Raw genomic sequence first — 20,617 nt, forward strand, 5'->3', positions numbered from 1 at the left:
AGGTAAGGCTTCCCTTACCGTTGCCACATGGCACGGACCCGGCGACAGCCCAGCGAACGCATCCTCATCGCGGGCGGTGCCGAGGACCTCGTCGAGATCCACCGCCAGCTCGAGGAACTCCCCGAGAACGCGTACGGGCAGGTGTTCGTCGAGGTCGCCCTCGACGAGCAGATCCGCATCCTGCCGGCCCCGCCGCGCGTCACCGTGACCTGGCTGGTCCGGAGCGCCCGCAGCTCGGCCGTCGCTCCGCTGGTCTTCGCGGACCACGGCGAAGCGCTGGCACACGCCCTGACCGGGTGGGCCGCCGAGTGGTGCGTGACGGGCTGCGAGCCCCGCACCTCGGTGTGGATCGGGTGCGCGGACAGCCCGTGGATCGAGGGCGCTCGGTCCATGGTGCAGCTCGAGCTCACCGACGCCGGCCAGCAGGTCCAGGTCGAGTACGGCGGGTAAGGGCAGCCTGCTCTTCCTTGCAATGTGCAAAAGACGGGGGCATGGTTGTGCCATGACCACGCAGAGCAGCACCACCACCCCGAGCACCACGTCCCCGTTCTCGACCACGCCGGAGCTCGCAGCCGGGGTCGCCCAGTTCCTCGCCCCCGTCGTCATCGACCTCGAGGCGCTCGTCGTCAACGGCAAGCAGGCCCACTGGCACGTCCGTGGCCGCAACTTCGTCGGCGTGCACGAGCTCCTCGACGAGATCGTCGAGCACGCGCAGGACTACGCGGACAAGGCTGCGGAGCGCATCGTCGCCCTCGGCCTGCCGGTCGACTCGCGCATCGCGACCGTCGCCGCGAACACCACCCTGCCGCCGCTGTCGCAGGGCTTCCAGAACTCGGACGTCACCATCACCGAGGTGATCGCCCAGATCGACGCCGCGCTGCTGCAGGTCCGCCGTGCGGTCGACGGCCTCGACGAGGTCGACCTCAACAGCCAGGACGTCGCGATCGAGATCGAGCGCGCGCTGACCAAGGACCGCTGGTTCCTGCAGGCGCACCTCGCCGCCTGAGTCGCGACCACACCGCTGACGGGAGGCCCGGTGCCAGATGGCACCGGGCCTCCCGTCCGTCTGCGGTCACGTCCCGGGCCCGCACCTCACCCGGACGGCGTGACCAGCCCGCTCTCGTAGGCCAGCACGACGGCGTGCACCCGGTCCCGCAGCTGCAGCTTCGCCAGGACCCGGCCGACGTGGGTCTTCACGGTCTGCTCCGCGATGAACAGCTCCGCCGCGATCTCACCGTTCGACCGCCCCCGCGCCATCAGCAGGAACACGTCGCGCTCCCGGTCGGTCAGCACGTCGAGCACCTCGGTCCGCGGGGCCGCCGGCTGCGGACCGGCGACGAAGGCCTCGACGAGGTGCCGGGTCACCCTCGGGGCGAGCAGGGAGTCGCCGGCCGCGACGGTCCGCACGGCCTGCACGAGCTCCTCGGCGCTCGCGTCCTTGAGCAGGAACCCGCTCGCCCCGGCACGGAGTGCGTCGAACACGTAGTCGTCGATGTCGAACGTCGTGAGCATCACCACGCGGACGGGCGACTCCGCGGGCGCCGCGGTGATCCGCCGGGTCGCCTCGATCCCGTCGAGCTCCGGCATCCGGACGTCCATCAGGATCACGTCCGGCCGGAGCCGGATCGCCATGACGACCGCGTCGGCACCGTTCGCGGCCTCGCCGACGACCTCGACGTCGTCCTGGGCCTGGAGGATCGCCCGCAGTCCGACACGGAACATCTGCTGGTCGTCGACCAGCATCACCCGCGTCATCGCGTTCCCCTGTCGGCCGTCGGCTGCGACGTGGTCGCGGTGAGCTGGGTGGGCAGACTGACGGCGACGCGGAAGCCGCCGTCCGGGTCCGGTCCGTGGTCGATGGTGCCGCGGAGCGCGGCGACCCGCTCGCGCATGCCCGCCAGACCGAAGCCGCCGTCGTCCGGCGGAGCACCGGGCACGCTGCCGGCCGGTGGCGCGGTGTTGGCGACCTCGACCGTGAGGGCCGAGCCGTGCCTCCCGACCGTCACGACGGTGGTCGCACCGGGCGCGTGCCGGGCGACGTTGCCGAGCGCCTCCTGCACGACCCGGTACACGGTGAGCTGTGCGAGCCGGTCGACGTCGTCGAGGTCCGGGTCGAGCCGCTCGTCGAGTCGGAGGTCGACGGGGATGCCGGCCGCGCGGGTGGCCTGCACCAGTGCGGGCAGGTCGGCGAGCCGCGGCTGCGGCGCACGCTCGGCGTCGGCGTCGCCACGCAGGGTGCCGAGCAGCTGCCGCATCTCCCGCAGGGCCGTGCGCGAGGTCTCGGCGATCGCGGCGAACTCGGTGCGGGCGTCCGGCGGCAGGTCCGCGACGCGGTACGGGGCGGACTCGGCCTGCATGTGCACGACGGACATGCTGTGGGCGACGACGTCGTGGAGCTCACGGGCGATCCGGGAGCGCTCCTCGACCGTCCGGCGTCGGGCCTGCTCGAGCTCGGTGTCGCGGCGGGCGGCGGCGAGTTCCTCGCGCACGGTCCGGCGCTGCCCGATGACGACCGCAGCGGCGGCCACGACGAGGGTGTCGCCGGCGCTCACCACGAAGCTCGTCGCCCAGACGTCGACCTGCCCCCACCGGTCGGGCGTCACGCCGATGAGCAGCAGGGTGAGCAGTGTCGCCGCGACCCAGACCACCGCGGTGAGCCGCCAGGTGGTGCGGACGCCCAGGACCACGAGCAGCACGCTGAGGCCGATGATGCTCGTGACGGAGACCGGCCAGGGCCCGACGGTACCGGGTGCCGTCAGGATCCCGAGGCCGGCGAGGGCGACGAGGTGCGCGACCGACGCCGTGCGGGGGACGAGCGGTGCGAGGCCGATGCTCGCCGACAGCACGGCGGTCACGAGCAACGCGAGCGGCACGGGGACGCCGTAGAACACCGCGGTCACCGGCGCGGCGACGGCGAACAGGGACACCGCGACGACGACGAAGCCGATCTGCACGGCTGGCCGGACCCAGGTGGGTCGGGGCTTCGGGACGACGGTCACGGGCGGGCGGTCTCTCCGGTTCGGGCGAGGCAGGGTTCGGGGGCGATGGCGATGGCGATGGCGGTGGCGGGTGTGGCTGTGGTGGCTGCGGCTGCGGCTGCGGCGCGGGCTTCGCGGGATTCGCGCTTGCGGCTGATGGTACCGAGCACCCGGTCGACCGCGATCCCGAGCCCGGCGGCGACCACCATCGACACCAGGGCGGCGACGATCGGTTCGTGCAGCACGCTCGACGCGGCCAGGGCGATGCCGATCGACACTGCCGACCACGCCAGCCCAGCGATCGCGCTGATCGCGAGGAACCGGCGGTAGGACAGCCGGGTCGCGCCGGCGGTCATGTTGACCGCGACCCGGCCGACCGGGATGAAGCGACCGGTCAGGATGAGGCTGGCGGAGCGGCGCTGCATCTGCCGCTCCGCGAACGCGAAGGCCGCCGCGATCCGTGGTCGCTTCGACCGGGCCAGGCGAGCGAACCCGATCCGGCGCCCGATCCAGTACGCGATCGAGTCGCCGGCGATCGCTCCGAGGGCGGCGGCGACGAGCACCACGGCGAGGACGGGCTGTCCGGACGTCGCGGCGATCGCGGCGACCGCGACCAGGGCGGACTCGCTCGGCACCGGCGGGAAGAAGCCGTCCACCAGGCACAGGACGAAGAGGACGACGTAGACGAGCGGGCTCGCGGCCAGCTCGACGACGAGCGGGGTGATCTGGTCGAACACGGGGTGCTCCCTCCCGCCGACGGAACTCGCCGACGAGGACGACGCTACGGAGCCGACGCGCCGCGGCCATCCCGCGGCGGTCTCGACCACCCCCTACCGCGGTATGACGTTCCCGTCCGCGAAGACCACGTCGGGCGCGTCCACCCGGCGGTCGACGACGGTGGTCGGGGCCTCGAGGTGCACGGCGCCCGACGGCATGATGCCCGCACCGCCGAACCGTTCCATCACCCGCCACTGCGCGACGACGTCCTCGCCGGCGTGCTCCGGCGGCAGGGTGTCCCAGAACCGGAAGCCGCCGACCTCCTCGAGCGCACGACGGTCGTACAGCGCGCAGGCACCGACCCACGCGACGCGGTAGGGCACCCACTCGCCGGGGTGCAGGTCGAGGTCGGCGGCGACGTGCGTCGGGTTCGCGGCGTTGTGCAGCGACCAGCGGTCGAAGCCGGGGGTCCCGCGGCGCACCACCTCGGGCACGACGGGGCCGTCCCACCGTTCGAACACGGAGGTCTCGTGGGGGCGGCGGTCCTGCAGGTACGACAGGCCCTGCACGGCGCTGCCGACGAACCCGCAGCCCAGGGTGCGCAGCGCGTCGAGCATCCGCGCGATCGACCCTGGCTCGAGCCAGACGTCGTCGTCGAGGAACAGCACCGCGGCGGCCTCGGCGTGGTCGAGCAGGAACTGCCGGTGCTCTGCCAGGCCACGCCGTTCCGGGTGGGTGAGGAGCGTGACGGGCCGGCCCTGCGCCTCCAGGACGCGGAGCATCGCGGCGACCGCCGGCGCGCTGGCGGCGTCTCCGTCCGCGGACTGGTCGCTCAGCACGACGCGCAGGTCGACGTCGGTCTGGGCGGCGAGGCCGGCGAGCGTCGTGGCGAGCTCGGCCGGCCTGCCGACGGTCGGGATGAGCACGTCGACGTCGACCGTGCTCGTGTCCGCTGGATCGGGGGCCTTCGCCCAGGACCCGGACCAGCGGGCGGTCACGGTGCCGGGTCCGGTTCGGGCCGCGCAGCGGCTTCGCGGATCCGACGCACGACGGCGCTGGTGGAGTGCTCGGGCACGTAGTCGACCATGACGACCTCGCCGCCGTAGCCGCGCACGACCTCGGTCTCGGTCAGCATCTCGGGGGAGTAGTCGCCGCCCTTGACGTAGACCTCGGGGCGCAGCCGCTCGATGAGCGGGATGGGGGTGTCCGTCGCGAACACCGTCACCAGGTCGACGCAGGCAAGCGCGGCGAGCACGCCGGCGCGGTCCTCGGCCGGGTTGATCGGCCGCTCCGGGCCCTTCAGCCGGCGCACCGAGTCGTCGTCGTTCAGGGCGACGACGAGCAGGTCGCCCAGGTCACGGGCCTGGCGCAGGTAGGTGGTGTGCCCGCGGTGGACGACGTCGAAGCAGCCGTTCGTGAAGACGACGCGGCGGCCGGCCTGCCGTGCGGCCTCGACGGCGGAGGCGAGCTCGTCGTGGTCGACCACGGTCGCGGCCGGCGCGGTCACCGAGTCGAGCAGGGCGGCGGCGGTGCAGACCGACGTGCCGGCCTCGCGGACGACGACGTCGGCAGCGGCCTGGGCGACGGCGACGGCGTCGCGCAGGGGTACCTGCACGGCGAGGGCGACGGTCGCGGCGGCGCAGAAGGTGTCACCGGCGCCGGAGGCCTGCTGCTCGGAGGCGGGCGTCGCACGCGTGCGGAACCCCTGGTCGGAGCCGGGCTCGAGCAGCACGGTGCCGTCGCGGTCGAGCGTGACCACCGCGGCACGGGCGCCACTGCGGGCGAGCACGTCGGCACGGGCTGCGACGACGGTGCCGACGCGGTCGGCACCGGTGCCGAGCTCCGTGCCGAGCAGTGCGGCGGTCTCACCGGCGTTCGGCGTGACGAGGTCGGGGTGCAGCGCGGCCCAGCGGGTCAGGTCGTGCGCGTCGACGACGACGGCACCGGGGCGGTCACGGTCGAGCATCGGCACGACGTCCTCGGCGCGGACGCCCAGACCGTAGTCGCACACGACGGCGGCGTCGGCGCACCTGATGGCACGGGCCACCGAACGGGCGAGGCGTTCGCCGTGCTCGGCGGTCGGGGTCGCAGCCAGCTCGTCGACCCGGACCACGACGCGGTCACCGCCGACCACGCGCGACTTGGTCGTGGTGCGGGCGCCGGGGATCTCGACCAGGAACGACGTGTCGACGCCGGCCGCCTCGAGCCGCTGGCGCAGGACGTCACCGGCCTCGTCGTCACCGATGAGCCCCACCATGCGGACCCGGGCGCCCAGGGCGCGGGCGTTCACGGCCGTGTTCGCCGCGCCGCCCGGCACCGCGATGGTCTCGGTGACGCGGACGACGGGGGCCGGGGCCTCGCGGGACACCCGCTCGGCCTCGCCGACGGTCCAGCGGTCGAGGATGCAGTCGCCGATGACGACGACGAGGGGTTCGCGGTCGTCGATCGTGGCGACGAGGTCACGGACCAGCCGGACGTCGGCGGTCATCGGGTGCCTCCCACGGTGTCGGCGCTGCCGGCGGTGGCGCCTGCTGCGGCTGCGGGGCCGGTGTCGGTCGCGGTGCCGATGGTGGCTGCGGTGCTGTTCGTGGCTGCGCTGCTGCGGTCTGCTGCCGTCGACGGCTCGGCGGTGCGGCGCGGCGGTGCGGCCTCGAGGTGCACCACGGTCGTGGTCGTCATCTCGTCGAGCAGGTGCGGGCCGTACCCGAACCCGGCGCCCGAGGCACCGCGGGGCTGGGCGCTGCCGCCCGGAGCGCCACCGAACACGGCGTTCACCTTGACGGTGCCGACGGGCAGTTCGGCCGCGGCACGGAGCGCGTGCGCGGTGTTGTTCGTGAGCACCGTGGCCGCGAGGCCGTAGCGGTCGGCCGCGGCGAGCCGGAGTCCCTCCGCGAAGTCCGACACGATGCGCACCGGGGCGATCGGGCCGAAGGTCTCCTCGGTCAGCACGAGCATGTCGTCCGTGCAGTCGGTCAGGACGGTCGCCGGGTAGAAGGATCCGAGCCCGCCGGGCGTGACGCCACCGGTCCGGGCCGAGGCGCCGCGGGCGATCGCGTCGTCGACGTGGTGCTGCACCAGCTCGCGCAGCCGGTCGTCCACGAGCGGCCCGAACTCGGCGGCGGGTGCAGCCGTGCGGCGCTCCGCCTCGGCGACGAGCGCGGCGACGAAGGGCTCGGCGACGTCCTGGTGCACGTACACCCGCTCGACGCTGGTGCAGATCTGGCCGGTGTTCGCGAACGCGCCGAGGGCGACCTGTGCGGCGGCCCACTCCGGGTCGACGTCGGCGTCGACGATGACCGGGTCGTTCCCACCGTTCTCGCGGATGACGTGGGCGCGGGTGGTCGCGGCCACCTCGCTCAGGCGGTCACCGGTGGCGGTCGACCCGACGTGCGCGTAGACGTCGATGCCCTCCTGCGCCAGGAGCACCTCGCCGGTGGTCGCGTCACCGTCGACGCCGATGAGCACGCCGTCCGGCAGGACCTCGGCGAGCAGCGCGTTGAGTCGGGCGAAGGTCGCCGGGCAGCGTTCGCTGCCCTTGTGCACCACGGTGTTGCCCGTGACGATCGCTGCGCCGAGGATCCCGCAGGCCACGGCGACCGGGTCGTTCCACGGCGTCAGGGCGAGCACCACCCCACGCGGGTGCGGCACCGACCAGTCGGCGGCACCGAACTGCCCGCGCAGGGCCTCACCACGGTGCACCGGTCCGAGCTCGGCGTACTGCACGAGCGTGCCGATGCCGGCCTCGACCCCACCGAGGGCGTCGCCGGGCACCTTGCCGGTCTCGCGGGTGTTCAGGTCCGCCAGCTCATGCGCGTGCGCACGGAGGTGCTCGGCCGCGGCGTGCAGCAGGGCACCACGCTCGGCCGGCGCGGTCCGGGCCCAGGCGCCGGCAGCGGCACGGGCGCGGGCGACGGCGTTGCGGACGTCGTCCTCGGTCGAGCGGCGCACGGTGGACGCGATCGATCCGTTCACGGGGTCGGTCACCACGAGGTCGTCGGCGGCGGGGGGTGCGATCGTCATGGGGTCCTTCCGGAGGCGGGCGGGGCCTCACACGGTGCTCGTGCTCCGCTGTGTGCGGTCACGGCATCGCGCTTCTCGTCCATCCGGGGGCGCTGCTGGGCGTCCGGACGGGTCCGACCGGTAGACGTGGAGCTGTGCAACAGATCGGTGTGGGCGGAGAACGGTTCGACGGGGTCAGCGAGATCGCGGTGCTCCGCGGCGGGGGACTGGGCGACCTGATGTTCGCCCTCCCGGCGGTCGAGGCCCTGGCCGCCGCGTACCCCGGGGCCCGGATCACGCTGCTCGGGGCACCGTCGGCGCGGCCGGTGCTCGAGGGTCGCACCGACGCCGTGCACGCCTTCGAGGAGCTCCCCGTCGTCTCCGGCGTCCGGGACTCCGGCGAGGGCGCACCGACCGAGCAGGACTTCTTCGACCGGCTGCACGGGCGCTTCGACCTCGCGGTGCAGCTGCACGGCGGCGGCCGGAACTCGAACCCGTTCCTGCTCCGGCTCGGCGCCCGACACACCGTCGGCACCGCCACCGAGGACGCCGAGGTCCTGGAGCGCTGGGTCCGCTACGTCTACTACCAGCACGAGGTCGTCCGGGCGCTCGAGGTGGCCTCGCTCGCCGGTGCCGAGCCGGTCACCCTCGACCCCCGACTGCACGTCCCCGAGGCCGCGCGGGCCGGGGTCCGGCAACGCCTCGGGGTCCGGGGACGACTCGTCGCGATCCACCCCGGCGCCACCGACCCGCGTCGCCGCTGGAGCCCCTCGCGCTTCGCCGAGGTCGCCCGTGCCCGGCTCGCCGCCGGGGACGACGTGGTGCTCGTCGGTGACGACTCCGACGTGCCGGCGTCCTCCGCCATCGTCGCGTCGCTGCCGTCCGAGCTGCGGGGACGCGTGCACGACCGCACCGGGTCACTGCCGCTGCGTGAACTGCCCGACGTCCTCGCCGCCGCCGACGTCATGGTCGGCGACGACTCCGGCCCACGGCACCTCGCCGTCGCCGTCGGCACCCCGACCGTCGGGGTGTTCTGGTTCGGCAACGTGATCAACGCCGGGCCGTTCGACCGTGGTCGGCACCGCGTGCACCTGTCCTTCGTGACGCAGTGCCCGGTGTGCGGCACCGACGTCACCCAGGTCGGCTGGACCGCCGAACGGTGCGAGCACGACCCGTCCTACGTGGACCAGGTCGAGCCGGAGGCCGTCCTCGCCGACGTCGAGGACCTGCTCCGCACGCTCTGACGAGCCTCGCACCGTGCGAGCTCCGGTCTCGTGCGCGCGCCGTCACCCCGTGCGCGGTTGCCCGCTGCGTGCGGCGCTGCAAGCGCGCACCCAGCCGTCAACGCTGCACCAGGCGACGCACCGCGCACCGTGCACGAAACGCGACCGGACGCCGGACGGGAGGCCCGCTGCCAGCCCGCAACGCGCCTCCCGGCCGCACCGTGCGCGCACCGTCACCCCGTGCGCGGTTCACCGCTGCGTGCGGCGCTGCAAGCGCGCACCCCGCCGTCAACGCTGCACCAGGCAACGCGCCGCGCACCGTGCACGAAACGCGACCAGACGCCGGACGGGAGGCCCGCTGCCAGCCCGCAACGCGCCTCCCGGCCGCACCGTGCGCACGCCGTCACCCCGTGCGCGGTTGCCCGCTGCGTACGGCGCCGCAAGCGCGCACCCAGCCGCCAACGCTGCACCAGGCAACGCACCGCGCACCGTGCACGGGACACGGGACACGGGACACGGGACACGGGACCCGGCACACGGCACACGGGAGGCGCGGTGCCAGCCGGCACCGCGCCTCCCGTCCGTCAGCGGCGAGCGGCTACGGCCAGCTCGGCTCCGTCGCCGGCATGATCGACAGCTCGCGGATCTCGCAGCCGGCCGGCTGCGACAGCGCGAAGACGATCGAGTTCGCGACGTACTCCGGCTCGATGAGCTGCGCGTCCGGGCCCGGCTTGTACTGCTCGGTCCGGTCGGCGAAGAAGTTCGTGCGCATCCCGGCGGGGATGATGTTGGTCACGCCGATGCGTCCGGCGGTCTCGGCGGCCAGCGCCTGCGAGAACCCGCGGACGCCGAACTTCGACGCCGAGTACGCGGTGCCGTCGCCGACGCCGCGCAGGGCGAGCGACGACGAGATCGTGACCACGCGGCCGTGCGTGGCCTCGAGGGCGGGCAGGGCGGCGCGCACGGTCGAGGCGGTGCCGATCAGGTTGACGCCGACGATCTGCTCCCACTTGCCGGACGAGATCGCGTCGATCGGGGCGGGGGTGTCGATGCCCGCGGCGGTGACGACGGCGTCGAGGCCGCCGTGCCGCTCGGCCGCGTCACGGACCGCCTGCTCGACGGCGTCGGTGTCCGAGACGTCCACGGCGACGGCGTCGACGCCCTCGGGGACGGCGTCGATCCGCAGGTCGAGGACGATCGGGGTGCCGCCGGCCTCGGTGACGGCGGCCACGACGGCGGCGCCGAGTCCGGAGGCGCCGCCGGTGACGAGGACGCGGCCGATGGGGGTGGTGGGGACGGGCATGGATGTCCTTTGCGTAGTGGAGCGGGAAGTGGTCGAGCTGGTGTGAAACGGCGACCGAACGCTCAGCCGACGCGTTCGATCGCGGCGGCGAGCCGGGTGGTCGAGCGGCCCGGGTGGAACGGCACGGTGACGACGCGGCCACCCCACTCGGCGAGGGTCGCCGTCTCGGGCAGTTCGCTCGCGGTGTAGTCGCCGCCCTTCGCCCAGACGTCCGGGCGGAAGCGGCGCAGGGCCTCGTCGGGGGTGGACTCGTCGAACACCACGACGGCGTCGACGCAGTCGAGCGCCAGGAGCAGCTCGACCCGGTCGTCCTGGGTCATGATCGGCCGGTCCGGGCCCTTCAGCGCGCGGACCGACGAGTCCGAGTTGAGGCACACGACCAGGCAGTCGCCGAGTGCACGGGCGGCCGACAGGGTGCGGGCGTGCCCGGCGTGCAGCAGGTCGAAGCAGCCTCCGGTCGCGACGACGGTGCCGCCGGCGCTCCGGACGTCGTGCACCAGGCGCATGGCGTCCCGGTCGGCCCCGGGCACGGCGAGCGGCGCGGGGCCGTCGTCGGCGAAGAGCGCGGTGACGCCGCCGGCGGCCAGGTACTCGGACGCGGCGACCACGCCGGCGGAGACGGCCTCCGGGACGTCCGCTCCGGATGCCAGTGCGACGGCGACGCCCGCGGCGAGCCGGTCGCCGGCACCGCAGGGGTCCCCGGCGCTGACGGACGGAGCCGGCACGAAACGGCTGTCGCCCTGGGCGTCGGCGAGCAGCGCACCGCGGTCACCCATCGTGACCGCGACGGCGCCGGCCTGCCACTGTTCGACGAGCCGGGCGGCGGCGACGGTCGCGAAGGGCACACCGTGTCCCTCGACGTCGGTGAAGCGTCGCGCCTCGGCAGCGTTCGGGGTGGCCACCGTGGTGCCGGGGACGGGCGCGGCGCCCTTGGGGTGCGGGTCCCAGACCACCGGCAGGCGCTCGGCCGCACGGGTGAGGGCCTCGCGGAGCGCCGGGGCAGCGGCGACCCCGCGGCCGTAGTCGGCGACGACGATCGCGTCGACGCCGTCGAGGGCTGCGGTCATCGCGTCGGTGGCCTCGGGCACGGGCGGGGTCGCGCAGCCCTCGTCGATCCGGACGAGGGCGTGGTCGACGACGCGCACGCGGGTCTTCACGGGGGTCGGGACTCCGGATGGTCCGGCGACGATCGTGACGTCGGGGAGCAGGTCGCGGATCTCCTGGGCACGGCCGTCGTCGCTCAGGACGGTGACCAGGGTGACGTCGTGGCCGTCGCGGGCGAGCATGGTCGCGACGAGCCCGGCACCACCGGCACGGCGGTCGTCGGTGGCGACGTCCACCACGGGGACGGGGGCGTCGGGGCTCAGGCGCTCGCTCGTGCCGGACACGTCGACGTCGAGCAGGGTGTCCCCGACGACGGCGATGCGGAAGCGCGGTCCGGCGGCCCGGCCACCGGCGGCACCGGAACGCGGTGCGACGGCAGCGAGCCCGCTCATCGACGGCCCCCGCGACGCAGCGTCGGCTCCATCGCCTTGCAGAGCGCGTGCACCAGGACGAGCTGTGCCTCCTGCACGTTGGCGGACGGCCCCTCGATGCAGATCGCGTCGTCGACCAGGTCGGCGAGTGGGTTCGGCCCGGACCCGGTCAGGGCGAGGGAACGGGCGCCCACGGCACGTGCGGCCTCGGCGGCCCGCAGCAGGTTGGGGCTCTTGCCGCTCGTCGACAGCAGCACGAGGACGTCACCGGCACGGGCGTGCGCCGACACCTGCCGCGCGAACACCTGGTCGTAGCCGTAGTCGTTCCCGATGGCGGTCACGGCAGAGGTCTCGGCGTGCAGCGAGATGGCCGAGTACGCCGGCCGGTCGCCCTCGAAGCGGCCGGTGAGCTCGGACGTCAGGTGCTGCGCCTCGGCAGCCGAGCCGCCGTTGCCCGCGGCGAGCAGCCGACGTCCGGCGACGAGCCGCCCGGCGATGTCGTCCGCCCACTCGGCGATGTGGTCCTTGTGGTCGACGAGGGAGGCGATCACGGGGACCGACGCCGCGACGTGGTCGACGACGACGCGGGCGCTGTCGGTGACGGCGCGGTCCTCGAGCCCGGTCTGCTGGTCGATGGTCATCGTGCGGTCCTCTCCGTCGACTGCGCGGCGCGGGTGACCCGGCCGGCGTGGGTGGTGCGCGAGCGGCCGGCGGCGGGCCCGGTGGTGCCGGCGGACGACGTCGTGCCGGCGAGCAGGCGCTCGTAGACGCGTTCGCTGTCGGCCGCGACCTTCTGCCACGTGTAGCGGGACTCGGCGCGCTGTCGACCAGCACGGCCGTACGCCTCGCGGCGCTCCGGGTCGTCGAGCAGTGCGCCGACGGCCTCGGCCACCGCGGTCTCGTCGCGCGGCGGCACGTGCAGGCCGGTGGCGTCCTCGACGACGGTGTCGATGAGCCCGCCGACGCTCGACGCGACCACCGGGCGGCCGCAGGCCATCGCCTCGAGCGGCACGATGCCGAACGGCTCGTACCAGGGGGCGCAGACGACGACGTCGGCGCTGCGGTAGACGGCGGGCATGTCGTGCTGCCCGAGCTGCCCGCGGAACGTCACGTGGTCGCGCACGCCGAGCGACCGGGCGAGTGCGTCGAGGCGCTGGTACTCGGGGTCGTCCACCAGGTCGGCTCCGGCGACACCGGCACCGCCCACGACGACGAGCTCGACGTCACGGCCCTGTTCGACCAGCGCGGCGAGCGCGGCGATGGTCGTCCCGACGCCCTTCCGCTGCACGAGTCGCGAGGCAGTGAGCACCCGGAGCGGACGGTCGCGCTGTTCGACGGGGCCGTCCGGACGGAAGAGCGACACGTCGACGCCGCACGGCACGACTGAGATGCGGTGCAGCGGGACACCGAGGGCCTTGAGCTCGAACGCCTCATCCGAGCACGTCGCGACGACCTGGTCGACGCTCCGGCCGACGGCGGGTTCGACCCACTCGCGCTCGGCCGGGCTGGTGTCCGCGGCACCCTGGTGCCGGCGCTTCACGACACCCAGGGCGTGGAAGGTCTGCACCACCGGGACCCGCACGCCACCGGTCCGGGCCTGCACCTGCGTCACCGCGTCGAGGGCGGCGTGGCCCGACATCCAGAAGTGCGCGTGCACCACGTCGGGACGGTCGAGGAACCACTCGGCGGCGAGCACCGACGCGAACGTCCCCATGAACGGGAACAGCTCGTCCTTCGGCACGGCACGCGCGGGACCGGCGTCGACGTGCACGACGTCCACGCCGGGGCGCAGGGGCACGCGGACGGGCTGCGACGCGTCGTCGCGTCGCGTGTAGACGGTCACGTGGTGGCCGCGGTCGGCCAGTGCACCGGACAGTTCGGCGACGTGGACGTTCTGCCCACCGGCGTCGACCCCGCCGAGCACGGCGAGCGGACTCGCGTGCTCGGACACCATGGCGATCTTCATCGCAGGCTCCCTTCGAGCGCGGCTCCCGCCGCACGGTTCCGTCGCGCACCGCGCGCGAGGGCGTCGCCGAGCAGGTCGTCCCAGTCGGCCAGGAACCGACCGAGCGCGTGCCGTGCGAGCACGGCCTCACGCGCCACGAGCCCCCGTCGGCGCGCCTCGTCCGGGTCCTCCAGCAGCAGCCTGGAGGCCCGCACCAGCTCCTCGACGTCGGTCGCGATCGCCCCGGCCTCACCGGGGACCGTGCGGGCAGCGTCCGTCGTCGCGAGCACCAGGACCGGCATGGCCATGTGCATCGACTCGATGAGCGACAGGCCGAGCGAGGTCCAGCGGTTCGGGTGCACGTAGGCCCGCCGTTCGGCCAGCGCCGCGTGCATGGGGTCGGCCTTGACGTCGCCCTGCGCGACCACGCGGTCGCCGAAGCCGAGCTCCGGCAGCCGTTCGCTGCCGATGCCCCAGACGTCGACCGGGGCGACCTCGGCGAAGCGGGGGAGCAGGTCGGTGCCGACGACGCGGTTGCGCCGGACGGGTTCGTTGATGACGACGCCGAGGCGCTCGAGCGCACCGGTGTACAGCGGGCCGGGGTCGACGACGCCGTGCTCGACGACGGTGGTCCGGGTGGTGCCGCAGTCCCACATCAGGGCGTTCCAGTGCGTCACGTGCGCGATCGTCAGGTCGTCGCGGTCACGCATCGGGTGCAGGCTGTTCGGCACGTCGACCCGGGGGGCGTTGTGCTCCACGAAGACGATCGGGACGTCGCGGCCACCGAGCAGACGACGGGCTTCCTCGAGCTCCTCGGTGCGTTGCAGGACGACCACGTCGACCTCGGCCTCGGCGATGTCGGCCGGGTCGATCTCGATCGCGGCGTCCGGCCAGGCGCGCCCGCCGCGGCCGAGTCCCCAGGCGTCGCGCGCCGGGGTGGTCGGGATGAGGTACTCGTGCTGGCCGCGGACGAAGGCGTCCATCCAGCCGCCGTGCACGTGCCACACGAGGATCCGCATGCAGGGCCTTCCGGTCGGTGTCGATGGGGTCGCTCCCCACCGCCGCCGGAGCAGCAGGAGAAGGAGCAGGAGAAGCAGTGGCGCACGCTACGCAGCGCCTTCTGGGCCGCCCCGCAGACTTCTCCGATCAGTCCGCGAAACGCGGTCGAGGAGCCGCTCGTGGGCCTCCAGGACGTCCGCGATGCGCACTCCGGACAGGCACGGGTGGCCGGGGACCGGGCACTCGCGAGCGCGGCTGAGCCGGCACGGTGCGTCCTGGTCGCCGAGCAGTTCGACGAGCGGGGCGTACGGCGCCCACTTCACGGCGGGGACGACCGGCGAGAACAGACTCACGATGGGCGCCCCGACGGCCGCGGCGAGGTGGGCCGGACCGGTGTTCCCGACGACGACGACCTCGGCGCCGGCGAGGACGGCCGCGAGTTCGGCGGGGCTGGTGCGGCCGCCGAGGTCGATGCCGGTGTCACCCGCCACGGCGGCGGTCAGCGCGCGTTCGCCGGGGGAGCCGGTGACGACGACGGGGACGCCGCGCTCGGCGTAGGCGGCGACGAGCGCACGGTGGTGGGACTCCGGCCACGACCGTGCCGGGACGCTGGCTCCGGGGTGGACGACCACGTAGCGGTCGAGGCCGGCCACGGGCGGGGGCGGGACGGCGTCGTGGCGCACCGCGAGCCTCCCGTCGTCGTCCGGCGGCAGCCGGAACCCGGCCGCCTCGGCGATCCGCAGCGCGCGCTCGGGCTCGGGGAGGTCCTCGGGCAGGTCCTCGCCGGGGCGCAGCCGCACGTCGAGCAGCGACCCGGGGTGGTCGACCGAGGCCCCGGAGACCCGGGGGACCCCGGCCAGGCGCAGGAGCAGCGCGAGGGGCAGGGGCGACTGGTGGAAGGACGTCAGGACGACGGCCTCGTCGGGCTGTTCCTCGGCGACCAGCGCGCGGAACTCGGCGAGCAGGGCGTCGTCGATCGGGCGTGCGGTCTCGGTGACCCACGGTGCCGCCCACACCCGCACCCGGTCGATGCCGGGCAGCAGGTCGGCGGCCGGCGCCCCCTGCGGTCCGCAGAGCATCGTCACGTGCGCGGCACCGGCGGCGACCGCGCGCACCGCGGGGCCGGCGACCAGGACGTCGCCGAAGGAGTCGAGCCGGGCGACGAGGACGCGCCGACCCGCGCTCACGCCCGGTCCGCCACGCTGCCGACGTGCTCGAGCACCAGGGTGACGGCCTCCTCCAGGTCCGCGGCGACGGTGTCGGCCTCGTCGATCTCCTGACGGCGGGTGCGCGGGGTGGGCACGAGGATCCCCTGCGCGCCGGCGTTCCGGGCGGCCTGCACGTCGGCGCCGATGTCACCGACGACGACGATCGACTCCGGCGGGATGCCGAGCCGCTCGGCGGCGTCGAGGACCATCCCGGGCCGGGGCTTCCGGCAGGCGCAGTCGTCACCGGCGTCGTGCGGGCAGACGCACCACACGTCGAACGGGCCGACGAGCTCGTCGACCCGGGCGTTGGTGGCGTCGACCTGTTCGCGCGTGGCCATGCCCTTCGCGATCACCGACTGGTTCGTGACGACGCCGAGCTGCAACCCGGCGGCACGCGCCCGGTCGACGGCGCGGCGGGCACCGGGGACGGGGACGACCAGGTGCGGGTCGGCGTTGTACGGGACGTCCACCACGAGGGTGTCGTCGCGGTCGAGGAGCAGGCCGCGGATGACGCGGTCCGGTGCGAGGGCCATGCTCCGTGACTACCGGTCCACGGCCGGGGACCGCCCCAGGAAGAGCCGCGGAGCGCGGTCCCGGCAGGACCGTCAGCGTGTCGGGTCTACCGTCGCGGCGGTGACCGCCTTCGAGAAGCTGCCCGACCCCGACGGACGCCCGGAACTGCTCGTCCTCCGTGCCATCAAGCTCGGCGACCTGCTCGTCGCCGTCCCCGCACTGCACGCGCTCCGCCGCGCGTTCCCCGACCACCGCATCACCCTGGCCACCACGGCGTGGCTGGCGCCGGTCGTCGAACTCGTGCCGGCGGTGGACGTCCACCTGGCCCAGCACGGTCTCGACCACCCGATCGCGGTGCCGCACGGTGCCGTCGACATCGCCGTCAACCTGCACGGCGCCGGTCCGGAGTCCTCGGACCTCGTCGCCGCACTCGCCCCGCGCCGGGTCATCGGGCACGCCGACCCGACCCACGACTACGAGGGCCCGGAGTGGCCGGACGACGTGCACGAGCGCGACCGCTGGGCGGACCTGCTCACGTGGCACGGCATCCAGGCGGACGCCACCGAGGTGCACATCGACCGCCCCGCCGAGCCGCCGGTGGTCGCCGACGCGGCCGTCGTGCACGTGGGTGCCTTCCACGGTGCGCGGCACTGGCCGACGGACCGCTTCGCCGACGTGGTGCGCGGGCTCCGGGCGCGCGGTGCCGACGTGGTCCTGACGGGAGGCTCGGACGACGTCGTGCGCGCCCGTGCCGTCGCCGACGCGGCCGGCCTGGCGCCGGAGGCGGTCCTGGCCGGCACCCTGGACCTGCAGGCCTTCGCCGCGGTGATCGCCGCGGCGCGGCTCGTCGTCACGGTCGACACCGGCGCTGCGCACCTGGCGTCCGCGTACGGGGTGCCGTCGGTCGTGCTGTTCGGCCCGGCCCCGCCCGAGGCGTGGGGCCCGCCGTCGACCGGCCCGCACATCGTGCTCACCGACGCCTCGGTCCGTCGCGGCGACGTCTTCGCCGAGGACCCGGATCCGGCGATCCTGGCCGTGACCGCGGACGACGTGCTCGGCGCGGTGGACCGGCTCCGGGTGACCGCTCAGGCGGCCGGGCGGTAGCGTCGACCGAGAGCCACCCGGACCTGCCGGATGCTCGGAGGGAGTCCTTCGTGTTCGAAGCCGCGAACATCCGTGACTGGATCGGTCTGCCGGTCGTCGACGAGGCCGACGACAAGGTCGGCACGCTCGAGAGCATCTACTACGACACCGCCACGTCCGAGCCGGCGTTCGGTGCCCTGACCACCGGCATGGTCGGGTTCCAGAAGCTCGTCTTCGTCCCGCTGTTCGGCGCCACCGTCGCCCCGAAGCACCTGCGCGTGACGTTCCCGAAGAAGCTCGTCAAGGACGCCCCGTCGATCTCGACCGACGGGGAGCTCGACGCCGCGACCGAGCCCGAGCTGTTCCAGCACTACGGGCTGGAGTACCGCACCGGCAGCGGTGGCGAACGCCGACTCGGACGCCGCTGAGCCCGTCCCGCCCCACCGACCGACCCCACCCGACCGACCGATCCGCCGCACCCGCCCGGAGGCCGCAACTGCTCCGCACCGCCCGTACGACGCTGCTCGCCGCCCTGGCGGCGGTCGCCGTCGTCGGGCTGGTGGTGGCCGGTGTCGCGACACCGGGGCCGGTGGGACCCGCGTCGGCCGCGCCGATGTGGCCCGTCCCGCAGCCCTACCCGGTGCCGGACGACCCGACCGAATCGCTCGCCGACCTCCCGCCCGGCAGCGAGTACGTCGCCCTCGGTGACTCGTACTCCGCCGGCTACGGACTCGGCGACCGGACGCGGCTGCCCACGAGCGCGTGCGTGCAGTCGGCCCGTGACTACCCGCACCGGCTCGCGGCGCGGTTCGGCCTCGACCTGACCGACGTCACGTGCGCGGGCGCCACCAGCGAGGACGTCACCACCGGACACCAGTTCACGGGCGTCCCCCCGCAGATCGAGTCGCTGTCGTCGCGCACCCGGCTCGTGACCCTGACCATCGGCGGCAACGACGCGGACCTGTTCGGCACGGCCGCGTCGTGCCTGGCGATCTCGGCCGACGGCCCGGTGTTCTCCGGACGTGACGCGCCGTCGTGCGAGAGCACGCTCGTGCAGGACGGTGAGGACCAGCTCAGCGTGAAGATCCAGTCGCGGGTCGCGCTCGGGATCGCCGACACCCTCGCAGCGGTGCAACGGGCCGCGCCGAACGCCGTCCTCGTGTTCCTCGGGTACCCGGCGATCTTCCCGGACGCCGAGCACACCCCGGCGAAGGGCTGCTTCCGCTCGGCGCTGGACCTCGGCACGCTCGCGGGATCGTTCCCCTCGGACACCTTCCCCTTCACCGACGACGACGTGGCGTACCTCCACGGCGTCCAGGAGGAGCTCGACGCGGTGTCCGCATCCGCCGCCGACGCCGCCGGGGTGCGGTTCGTCGACGTCCTCGAACGCACCGAGGCCCACTCGGCCTGCGCCCCGGCGGACGAACGCTACGTCGCCGGCGTCAGCCTGACCGGCTCGAGCGACCTGCGACGCATCGACCTCAAGGCCGGCGCCCTGCACCCGAACGGCCGCGGTGTCGCGTACCTCACCGACCAGATGGCCGACGCGATCCGGGAACTCGCCGGCTGACCCGTCCGGACCCCGCGCTGTCCGTGTGCGCCGCCGGAGGGACCACACACACCGGAGCCGCCGTCTCACGGACGACGTCGTGGAGCAGTGCGCCGGACAGCACCCGCACGTGCCCCCGTCCGAGCACCACGAGCGACGCCCGCCGGGTGCGCGATGCGATGGCGTGCCCCGGGTGCCCCTCCACGAGCAGCGGCCGGATCCGCACCGCCGGGAACCGCGCGGTCAGGTCCTCGGTGACCCGCCGCAGCAGTTCGGCGTTCCGGGCGCGCCACCGCAGGGGATCCTCGGCGAAGTCGGTGAGCCCGGTCCGGGTCAGCACGGGCATCTCCCACGCCCGGAGCAGCGTCAGTCGTCGGTGCAGCCGGACGGCCTCGGCGACGGCGATCGAGACGGCCCGTTCGTCGATGGGTTCCTCGACGGCCAGCACCACGTCGCCGTCGATCGGGTGCGGGCCCTCGGGGACGATCACGGTCGGCACGGCCGCACGGACCGCGACCCGCGCCGGGTCGCCGCCGGCGGTCGAACCCCGTCGGCTCCGGAAGGTCCCGATCACCAGGAGGTCACCGCCGTCGGACTCCTCGACCACAGCGGTGGCGAACGGCCCGGCGTGCCGGTGCACCTCGACGGTGACTCCGGGCAGGGCGGCACGAGCGGCCTCGGCCAGGCGGTCGGCGACCGGTCCGGGGCCCTCGATCGCCGGGTCGGCACCGATGATCCGGATCCGCTCGATCCCGCTGTCCGCGCGGGCGGCGATCCACCGCAGCGCCTCGTCGTGCGGCATCGCGGCGTCCGCGGCCAGCGTCACCGTCGTCCATCGTTCGTCCATCCCGATCGGCCTCCTCCATCGCAGGTCCTCCGGGGGCGTCACACGGCGCTCCGTGCGCCACACGGTACTCCCGGCGCGGGTGTGGGGAACCGGCGGTGGAACCGGGCACGTCGGGTGGTGCGCGGCGTGTGTGTGGTGATCCGGGCCTCCCGGCCGGGTCTGCGTAGTCTCGGGCCGTGGTCGTGAGCGCCGGACTGTTGCTGCACCGGACCGGTCCGTCCGGGCCCGAGGTCTTCCTCGCGCACATGGGCGGGCCGTTCTGGCGGAACCGGCCGCGTGCCTGGTCGATCCCGAAGGGGCTGGTCGAGGCGGGCGAGGAGCCGCTCGGCACCGCACTGCGCGAGTTCGCGGAGGAGATCGGCGTGTCCGCCCCGGTGACCGCCGCGGACCTGACCGACCTGGGGGAGTTCCGGCAGGCGTCGGGCAAGCGGGTGCGGGTCTTCGCGGCACGGGCGTCGGGGTTCTCGGTCAACACCGTGCGGAGCAACACCGTGCGGCTCGAGCTGCCGCGCGGGTCGGGGCGGTTCGTCGAGATACCCGAGGTGGACGACGCACGGTGGGTCGGCCTCGACGAGGCGCGGGAGCTGGTGGTGGCCGGGCAGGTCGCTGCGCTCGACGCCCTGGTGGCGCGCGGTTGTGGTGCTGGCGGTTCCTGACGCGCCGCTCGGTTTGGTCGAGTGGTCACGAACTGTCGTCCGGCGGCCCTCCAGCCGACACTTCTCGGCCACCCGGCCACCCGGCGACCGGCACGCGGCAGGTCGTGACCACTCGGCGGGAC

21 protein-coding genes are annotated in these 20,617 nt (G+C 74.5%); 7 read left to right on the top strand and 14 right to left on the bottom strand.

The genetic code is table 11. From position 1 onward, the window contains the following. The first annotated feature begins 27 nt into the window (after nt 1–27). Complete coding sequence (locus tag DEJ19_RS09400) at nt 28–450, top strand: SIP domain-containing protein (protein WP_111232746.1); 423 nt, start codon at nt 28–30, stop codon at nt 448–450. Between the two features lie 52 nt (nt 451–502). Beyond that, entirely contained in the window at nt 503–1,006 is a 504-nt protein-coding gene (locus DEJ19_RS09405; RefSeq protein ID WP_071244661.1) for a Dps family protein, read from the top strand. A gap of 86 nt (nt 1,007–1,092) precedes the next feature. Here DEJ19_RS09405 and DEJ19_RS09410 read toward each other — a convergent pair whose 3' ends face one another. From DEJ19_RS09410 to DEJ19_RS09435, 6 genes are all read right to left on the bottom strand, one after another. Beyond that, entirely contained in the window at nt 1,093–1,755 is a 663-nt protein-coding gene (locus tag DEJ19_RS09410; protein ID WP_111232745.1) for a response regulator, read from the bottom strand. After that, nucleotides 1,752–2,999, bottom strand: a complete 1,248-nt coding sequence (locus tag DEJ19_RS09415) for a sensor histidine kinase (RefSeq protein WP_181441474.1) — start codon at nt 2,997–2,999, stop codon at nt 1,752–1,754. Before DEJ19_RS09415 ends, DEJ19_RS09410 begins: the two co-directional genes overlap by 4 nt. Further along, the gene (locus DEJ19_RS09420; RefSeq protein ID WP_111232820.1) at nt 2,996–3,715 is read right to left on the bottom strand and encodes a DedA family protein; all 720 of its coding nucleotides are present in this window, start codon (nt 3,713–3,715) and stop codon (nt 2,996–2,998) included. Before DEJ19_RS09420 ends, DEJ19_RS09415 begins: the two co-directional genes overlap by 4 nt. A 93-nt stretch (nt 3,716–3,808) precedes the next feature. Then, complete coding sequence (locus DEJ19_RS09425) at nt 3,809–4,693, bottom strand: glycosyltransferase family 2 protein (protein WP_071244664.1); 885 nt, start codon at nt 4,691–4,693, stop codon at nt 3,809–3,811. Further along, entirely contained in the window at nt 4,690–6,183 is a 1,494-nt protein-coding gene (rfaE2, locus tag DEJ19_RS09430) for a D-glycero-beta-D-manno-heptose 1-phosphate adenylyltransferase (protein WP_111232743.1), read from the bottom strand. The genes DEJ19_RS09425 and rfaE2 overlap by 4 nt, the downstream gene beginning before the upstream one ends. Continuing rightward, complete coding sequence (locus DEJ19_RS09435; protein ID WP_111232742.1) at nt 6,180–7,715, bottom strand: aldehyde dehydrogenase family protein; 1,536 nt, start codon at nt 7,713–7,715, stop codon at nt 6,180–6,182. The genes rfaE2 and DEJ19_RS09435 overlap by 4 nt, the downstream gene beginning before the upstream one ends. A gap of 134 nt (nt 7,716–7,849) precedes the next feature. Here DEJ19_RS09435 and DEJ19_RS09440 point away from each other — a divergent pair, with 134 nt between their 5' ends. Next, nucleotides 7,850–8,938, top strand: coding sequence for a glycosyltransferase family 9 protein (locus tag DEJ19_RS09440; RefSeq protein WP_111232741.1), 1,089 nt, complete (start codon nt 7,850–7,852; stop codon nt 8,936–8,938). 577 nt (nt 8,939–9,515) lie between these two features. On the opposite strand, the gene DEJ19_RS09445 is transcribed toward DEJ19_RS09440, so the two are convergent. The 7 genes from DEJ19_RS09445 to DEJ19_RS09475 all read right to left on the bottom strand — a co-directional run bounded on the left by DEJ19_RS09445 (nt 9,516) and on the right by DEJ19_RS09475 (nt 16,380). Next, the gene (locus tag DEJ19_RS09445; protein ID WP_056068617.1) at nt 9,516–10,220 is read right to left on the bottom strand and encodes an SDR family oxidoreductase; all 705 of its coding nucleotides are present in this window, start codon (nt 10,218–10,220) and stop codon (nt 9,516–9,518) included. 62 nt (nt 10,221–10,282) lie between these two features. Next, complete coding sequence (locus tag DEJ19_RS09450) at nt 10,283–11,716, bottom strand: PfkB family carbohydrate kinase (RefSeq protein ID WP_258377353.1); 1,434 nt, start codon at nt 11,714–11,716, stop codon at nt 10,283–10,285. Continuing rightward, entirely contained in the window at nt 11,713–12,336 is a 624-nt protein-coding gene (locus tag DEJ19_RS09455; protein ID WP_111022892.1) for a D-sedoheptulose-7-phosphate isomerase, read from the bottom strand. The genes DEJ19_RS09450 and DEJ19_RS09455 overlap by 4 nt, the downstream gene beginning before the upstream one ends. Continuing rightward, nucleotides 12,333–13,661 carry a glycosyltransferase gene (locus tag DEJ19_RS09460; protein WP_111232740.1) on the bottom strand — a complete coding sequence of 443 codons (1,329 nt, stop codon included), beginning with the start codon at nt 13,659–13,661 and terminating at the stop codon, nt 12,333–12,335. Before DEJ19_RS09460 ends, DEJ19_RS09455 begins: the two co-directional genes overlap by 4 nt. Continuing rightward, nucleotides 13,658–14,659: a glycosyltransferase gene (locus DEJ19_RS09465; protein WP_111232739.1), complete on the bottom strand. Its 1,002-nt coding sequence runs from the start codon at nt 14,657–14,659 to the stop codon at nt 13,658–13,660. Before DEJ19_RS09465 ends, DEJ19_RS09460 begins: the two co-directional genes overlap by 4 nt. A gap of 87 nt (nt 14,660–14,746) precedes the next feature. Continuing rightward, a complete protein-coding gene (locus tag DEJ19_RS09470) occupies nt 14,747–15,826 on the bottom strand; it encodes a glycosyltransferase family 9 protein (protein ID WP_111232738.1) in 1,080 nt (359 codons plus the stop codon). Next, nucleotides 15,823–16,380, bottom strand: a complete 558-nt coding sequence (locus DEJ19_RS09475) for a D-glycero-alpha-D-manno-heptose-1,7-bisphosphate 7-phosphatase (protein WP_111232737.1) — start codon at nt 16,378–16,380, stop codon at nt 15,823–15,825. Before DEJ19_RS09475 ends, DEJ19_RS09470 begins: the two co-directional genes overlap by 4 nt. Before the next feature lie 100 nt (nt 16,381–16,480). Here DEJ19_RS09475 and DEJ19_RS09480 point away from each other — a divergent pair, with 100 nt between their 5' ends. The 3 genes from DEJ19_RS09480 to DEJ19_RS09490 all read left to right on the top strand — a co-directional run bounded on the left by DEJ19_RS09480 (nt 16,481) and on the right by DEJ19_RS09490 (nt 19,013). Then, nucleotides 16,481–17,464 carry a glycosyltransferase family 9 protein gene (locus DEJ19_RS09480; RefSeq protein ID WP_111232736.1) on the top strand — a complete coding sequence of 328 codons (984 nt, stop codon included), beginning with the start codon at nt 16,481–16,483 and terminating at the stop codon, nt 17,462–17,464. 50 nt (nt 17,465–17,514) lie between these two features. Continuing rightward, nucleotides 17,515–17,871, top strand: coding sequence for a PRC-barrel domain-containing protein (locus tag DEJ19_RS09485; RefSeq protein WP_027465587.1), 357 nt, complete (start codon nt 17,515–17,517; stop codon nt 17,869–17,871). A 161-nt stretch (nt 17,872–18,032) separates the two neighbouring features. Continuing rightward, nucleotides 18,033–19,013 carry an SGNH/GDSL hydrolase family protein gene (locus DEJ19_RS09490; RefSeq protein WP_111232735.1) on the top strand — a complete coding sequence of 327 codons (981 nt, stop codon included), beginning with the start codon at nt 18,033–18,035 and terminating at the stop codon, nt 19,011–19,013. Here the strand turns inward: DEJ19_RS09490 and DEJ19_RS09495 are convergent. Continuing rightward, nucleotides 18,970–19,839 (bottom strand): universal stress protein, encoded by an 870-nt coding sequence (locus DEJ19_RS09495; protein ID WP_111232734.1) that lies wholly within the window; start codon nt 19,837–19,839, stop codon nt 18,970–18,972. The two genes, DEJ19_RS09490 and DEJ19_RS09495, sit on opposite strands and share 44 nt — an antisense overlap. A gap of 176 nt (nt 19,840–20,015) precedes the next feature. Between DEJ19_RS09495 and DEJ19_RS09500 the strand changes: the two genes are divergently transcribed. After that, complete coding sequence (locus tag DEJ19_RS09500) at nt 20,016–20,495, top strand: NUDIX hydrolase (RefSeq protein WP_111232733.1); 480 nt, start codon at nt 20,016–20,018, stop codon at nt 20,493–20,495. The last annotated feature ends 122 nt before the right edge of the window (nt 20,496–20,617 follow it).

It is taken from the genome of Curtobacterium sp. MCSS17_016 (genome assembly GCF_003234255.2).
Lineage (GTDB): Bacteria > Actinomycetota > Actinomycetes > Actinomycetales > Microbacteriaceae > Curtobacterium > Curtobacterium flaccumfaciens.

Excerpts from the sequence above, each read along its gene's own strand:
- DEJ19_RS09465 (WP_111232739.1), bottom strand. The coding sequence starts at position 14,659 with ATGCGGATCCTCGTGTGGCACGTGCACGGCGGCTGGATGGACGCCTTC.
- DEJ19_RS09475 (WP_111232737.1), bottom strand. The coding sequence starts at position 16,380 with ATGGCCCTCGCACCGGACCGCGTCATCCGCGGCCTGCTCCTCGACCGC.
- DEJ19_RS09445 (WP_056068617.1), bottom strand. The coding sequence starts at position 10,220 with ATGCCCGTCCCCACCACCCCCATCGGCCGCGTCCTCGTCACCGGCGGC.
- DEJ19_RS09400 (WP_111232746.1), top strand. The coding sequence starts at position 28 with ATGGCACGGACCCGGCGACAGCCCAGCGAACGCATCCTCATCGCGGGC.
- rfaE2 (WP_111232743.1), bottom strand. The coding sequence starts at position 6,183 with ATGACCGCCGACGTCCGGCTGGTCCGTGACCTCGTCGCCACGATCGAC.
- DEJ19_RS09450 (WP_258377353.1), bottom strand. The coding sequence starts at position 11,716 with ATGAGCGGGCTCGCTGCCGTCGCACCGCGTTCCGGTGCCGCCGGTGGC.
- DEJ19_RS09435 (WP_111232742.1), bottom strand. The coding sequence starts at position 7,715 with ATGACGATCGCACCCCCCGCCGCCGACGACCTCGTGGTGACCGACCCC.
- DEJ19_RS09455 (WP_111022892.1), bottom strand. The coding sequence starts at position 12,336 with ATGACCATCGACCAGCAGACCGGGCTCGAGGACCGCGCCGTCACCGAC.
- DEJ19_RS09405 (WP_071244661.1), top strand. The coding sequence starts at position 503 with ATGACCACGCAGAGCAGCACCACCACCCCGAGCACCACGTCCCCGTTC.
- DEJ19_RS09410 (WP_111232745.1), bottom strand. The coding sequence starts at position 1,755 with ATGACGCGGGTGATGCTGGTCGACGACCAGCAGATGTTCCGTGTCGGA.
- DEJ19_RS09495 (WP_111232734.1), bottom strand. The coding sequence starts at position 19,839 with ATGGACGAACGATGGACGACGGTGACGCTGGCCGCGGACGCCGCGATG.
- DEJ19_RS09460 (WP_111232740.1), bottom strand. The coding sequence starts at position 13,661 with ATGAAGATCGCCATGGTGTCCGAGCACGCGAGTCCGCTCGCCGTGCTC.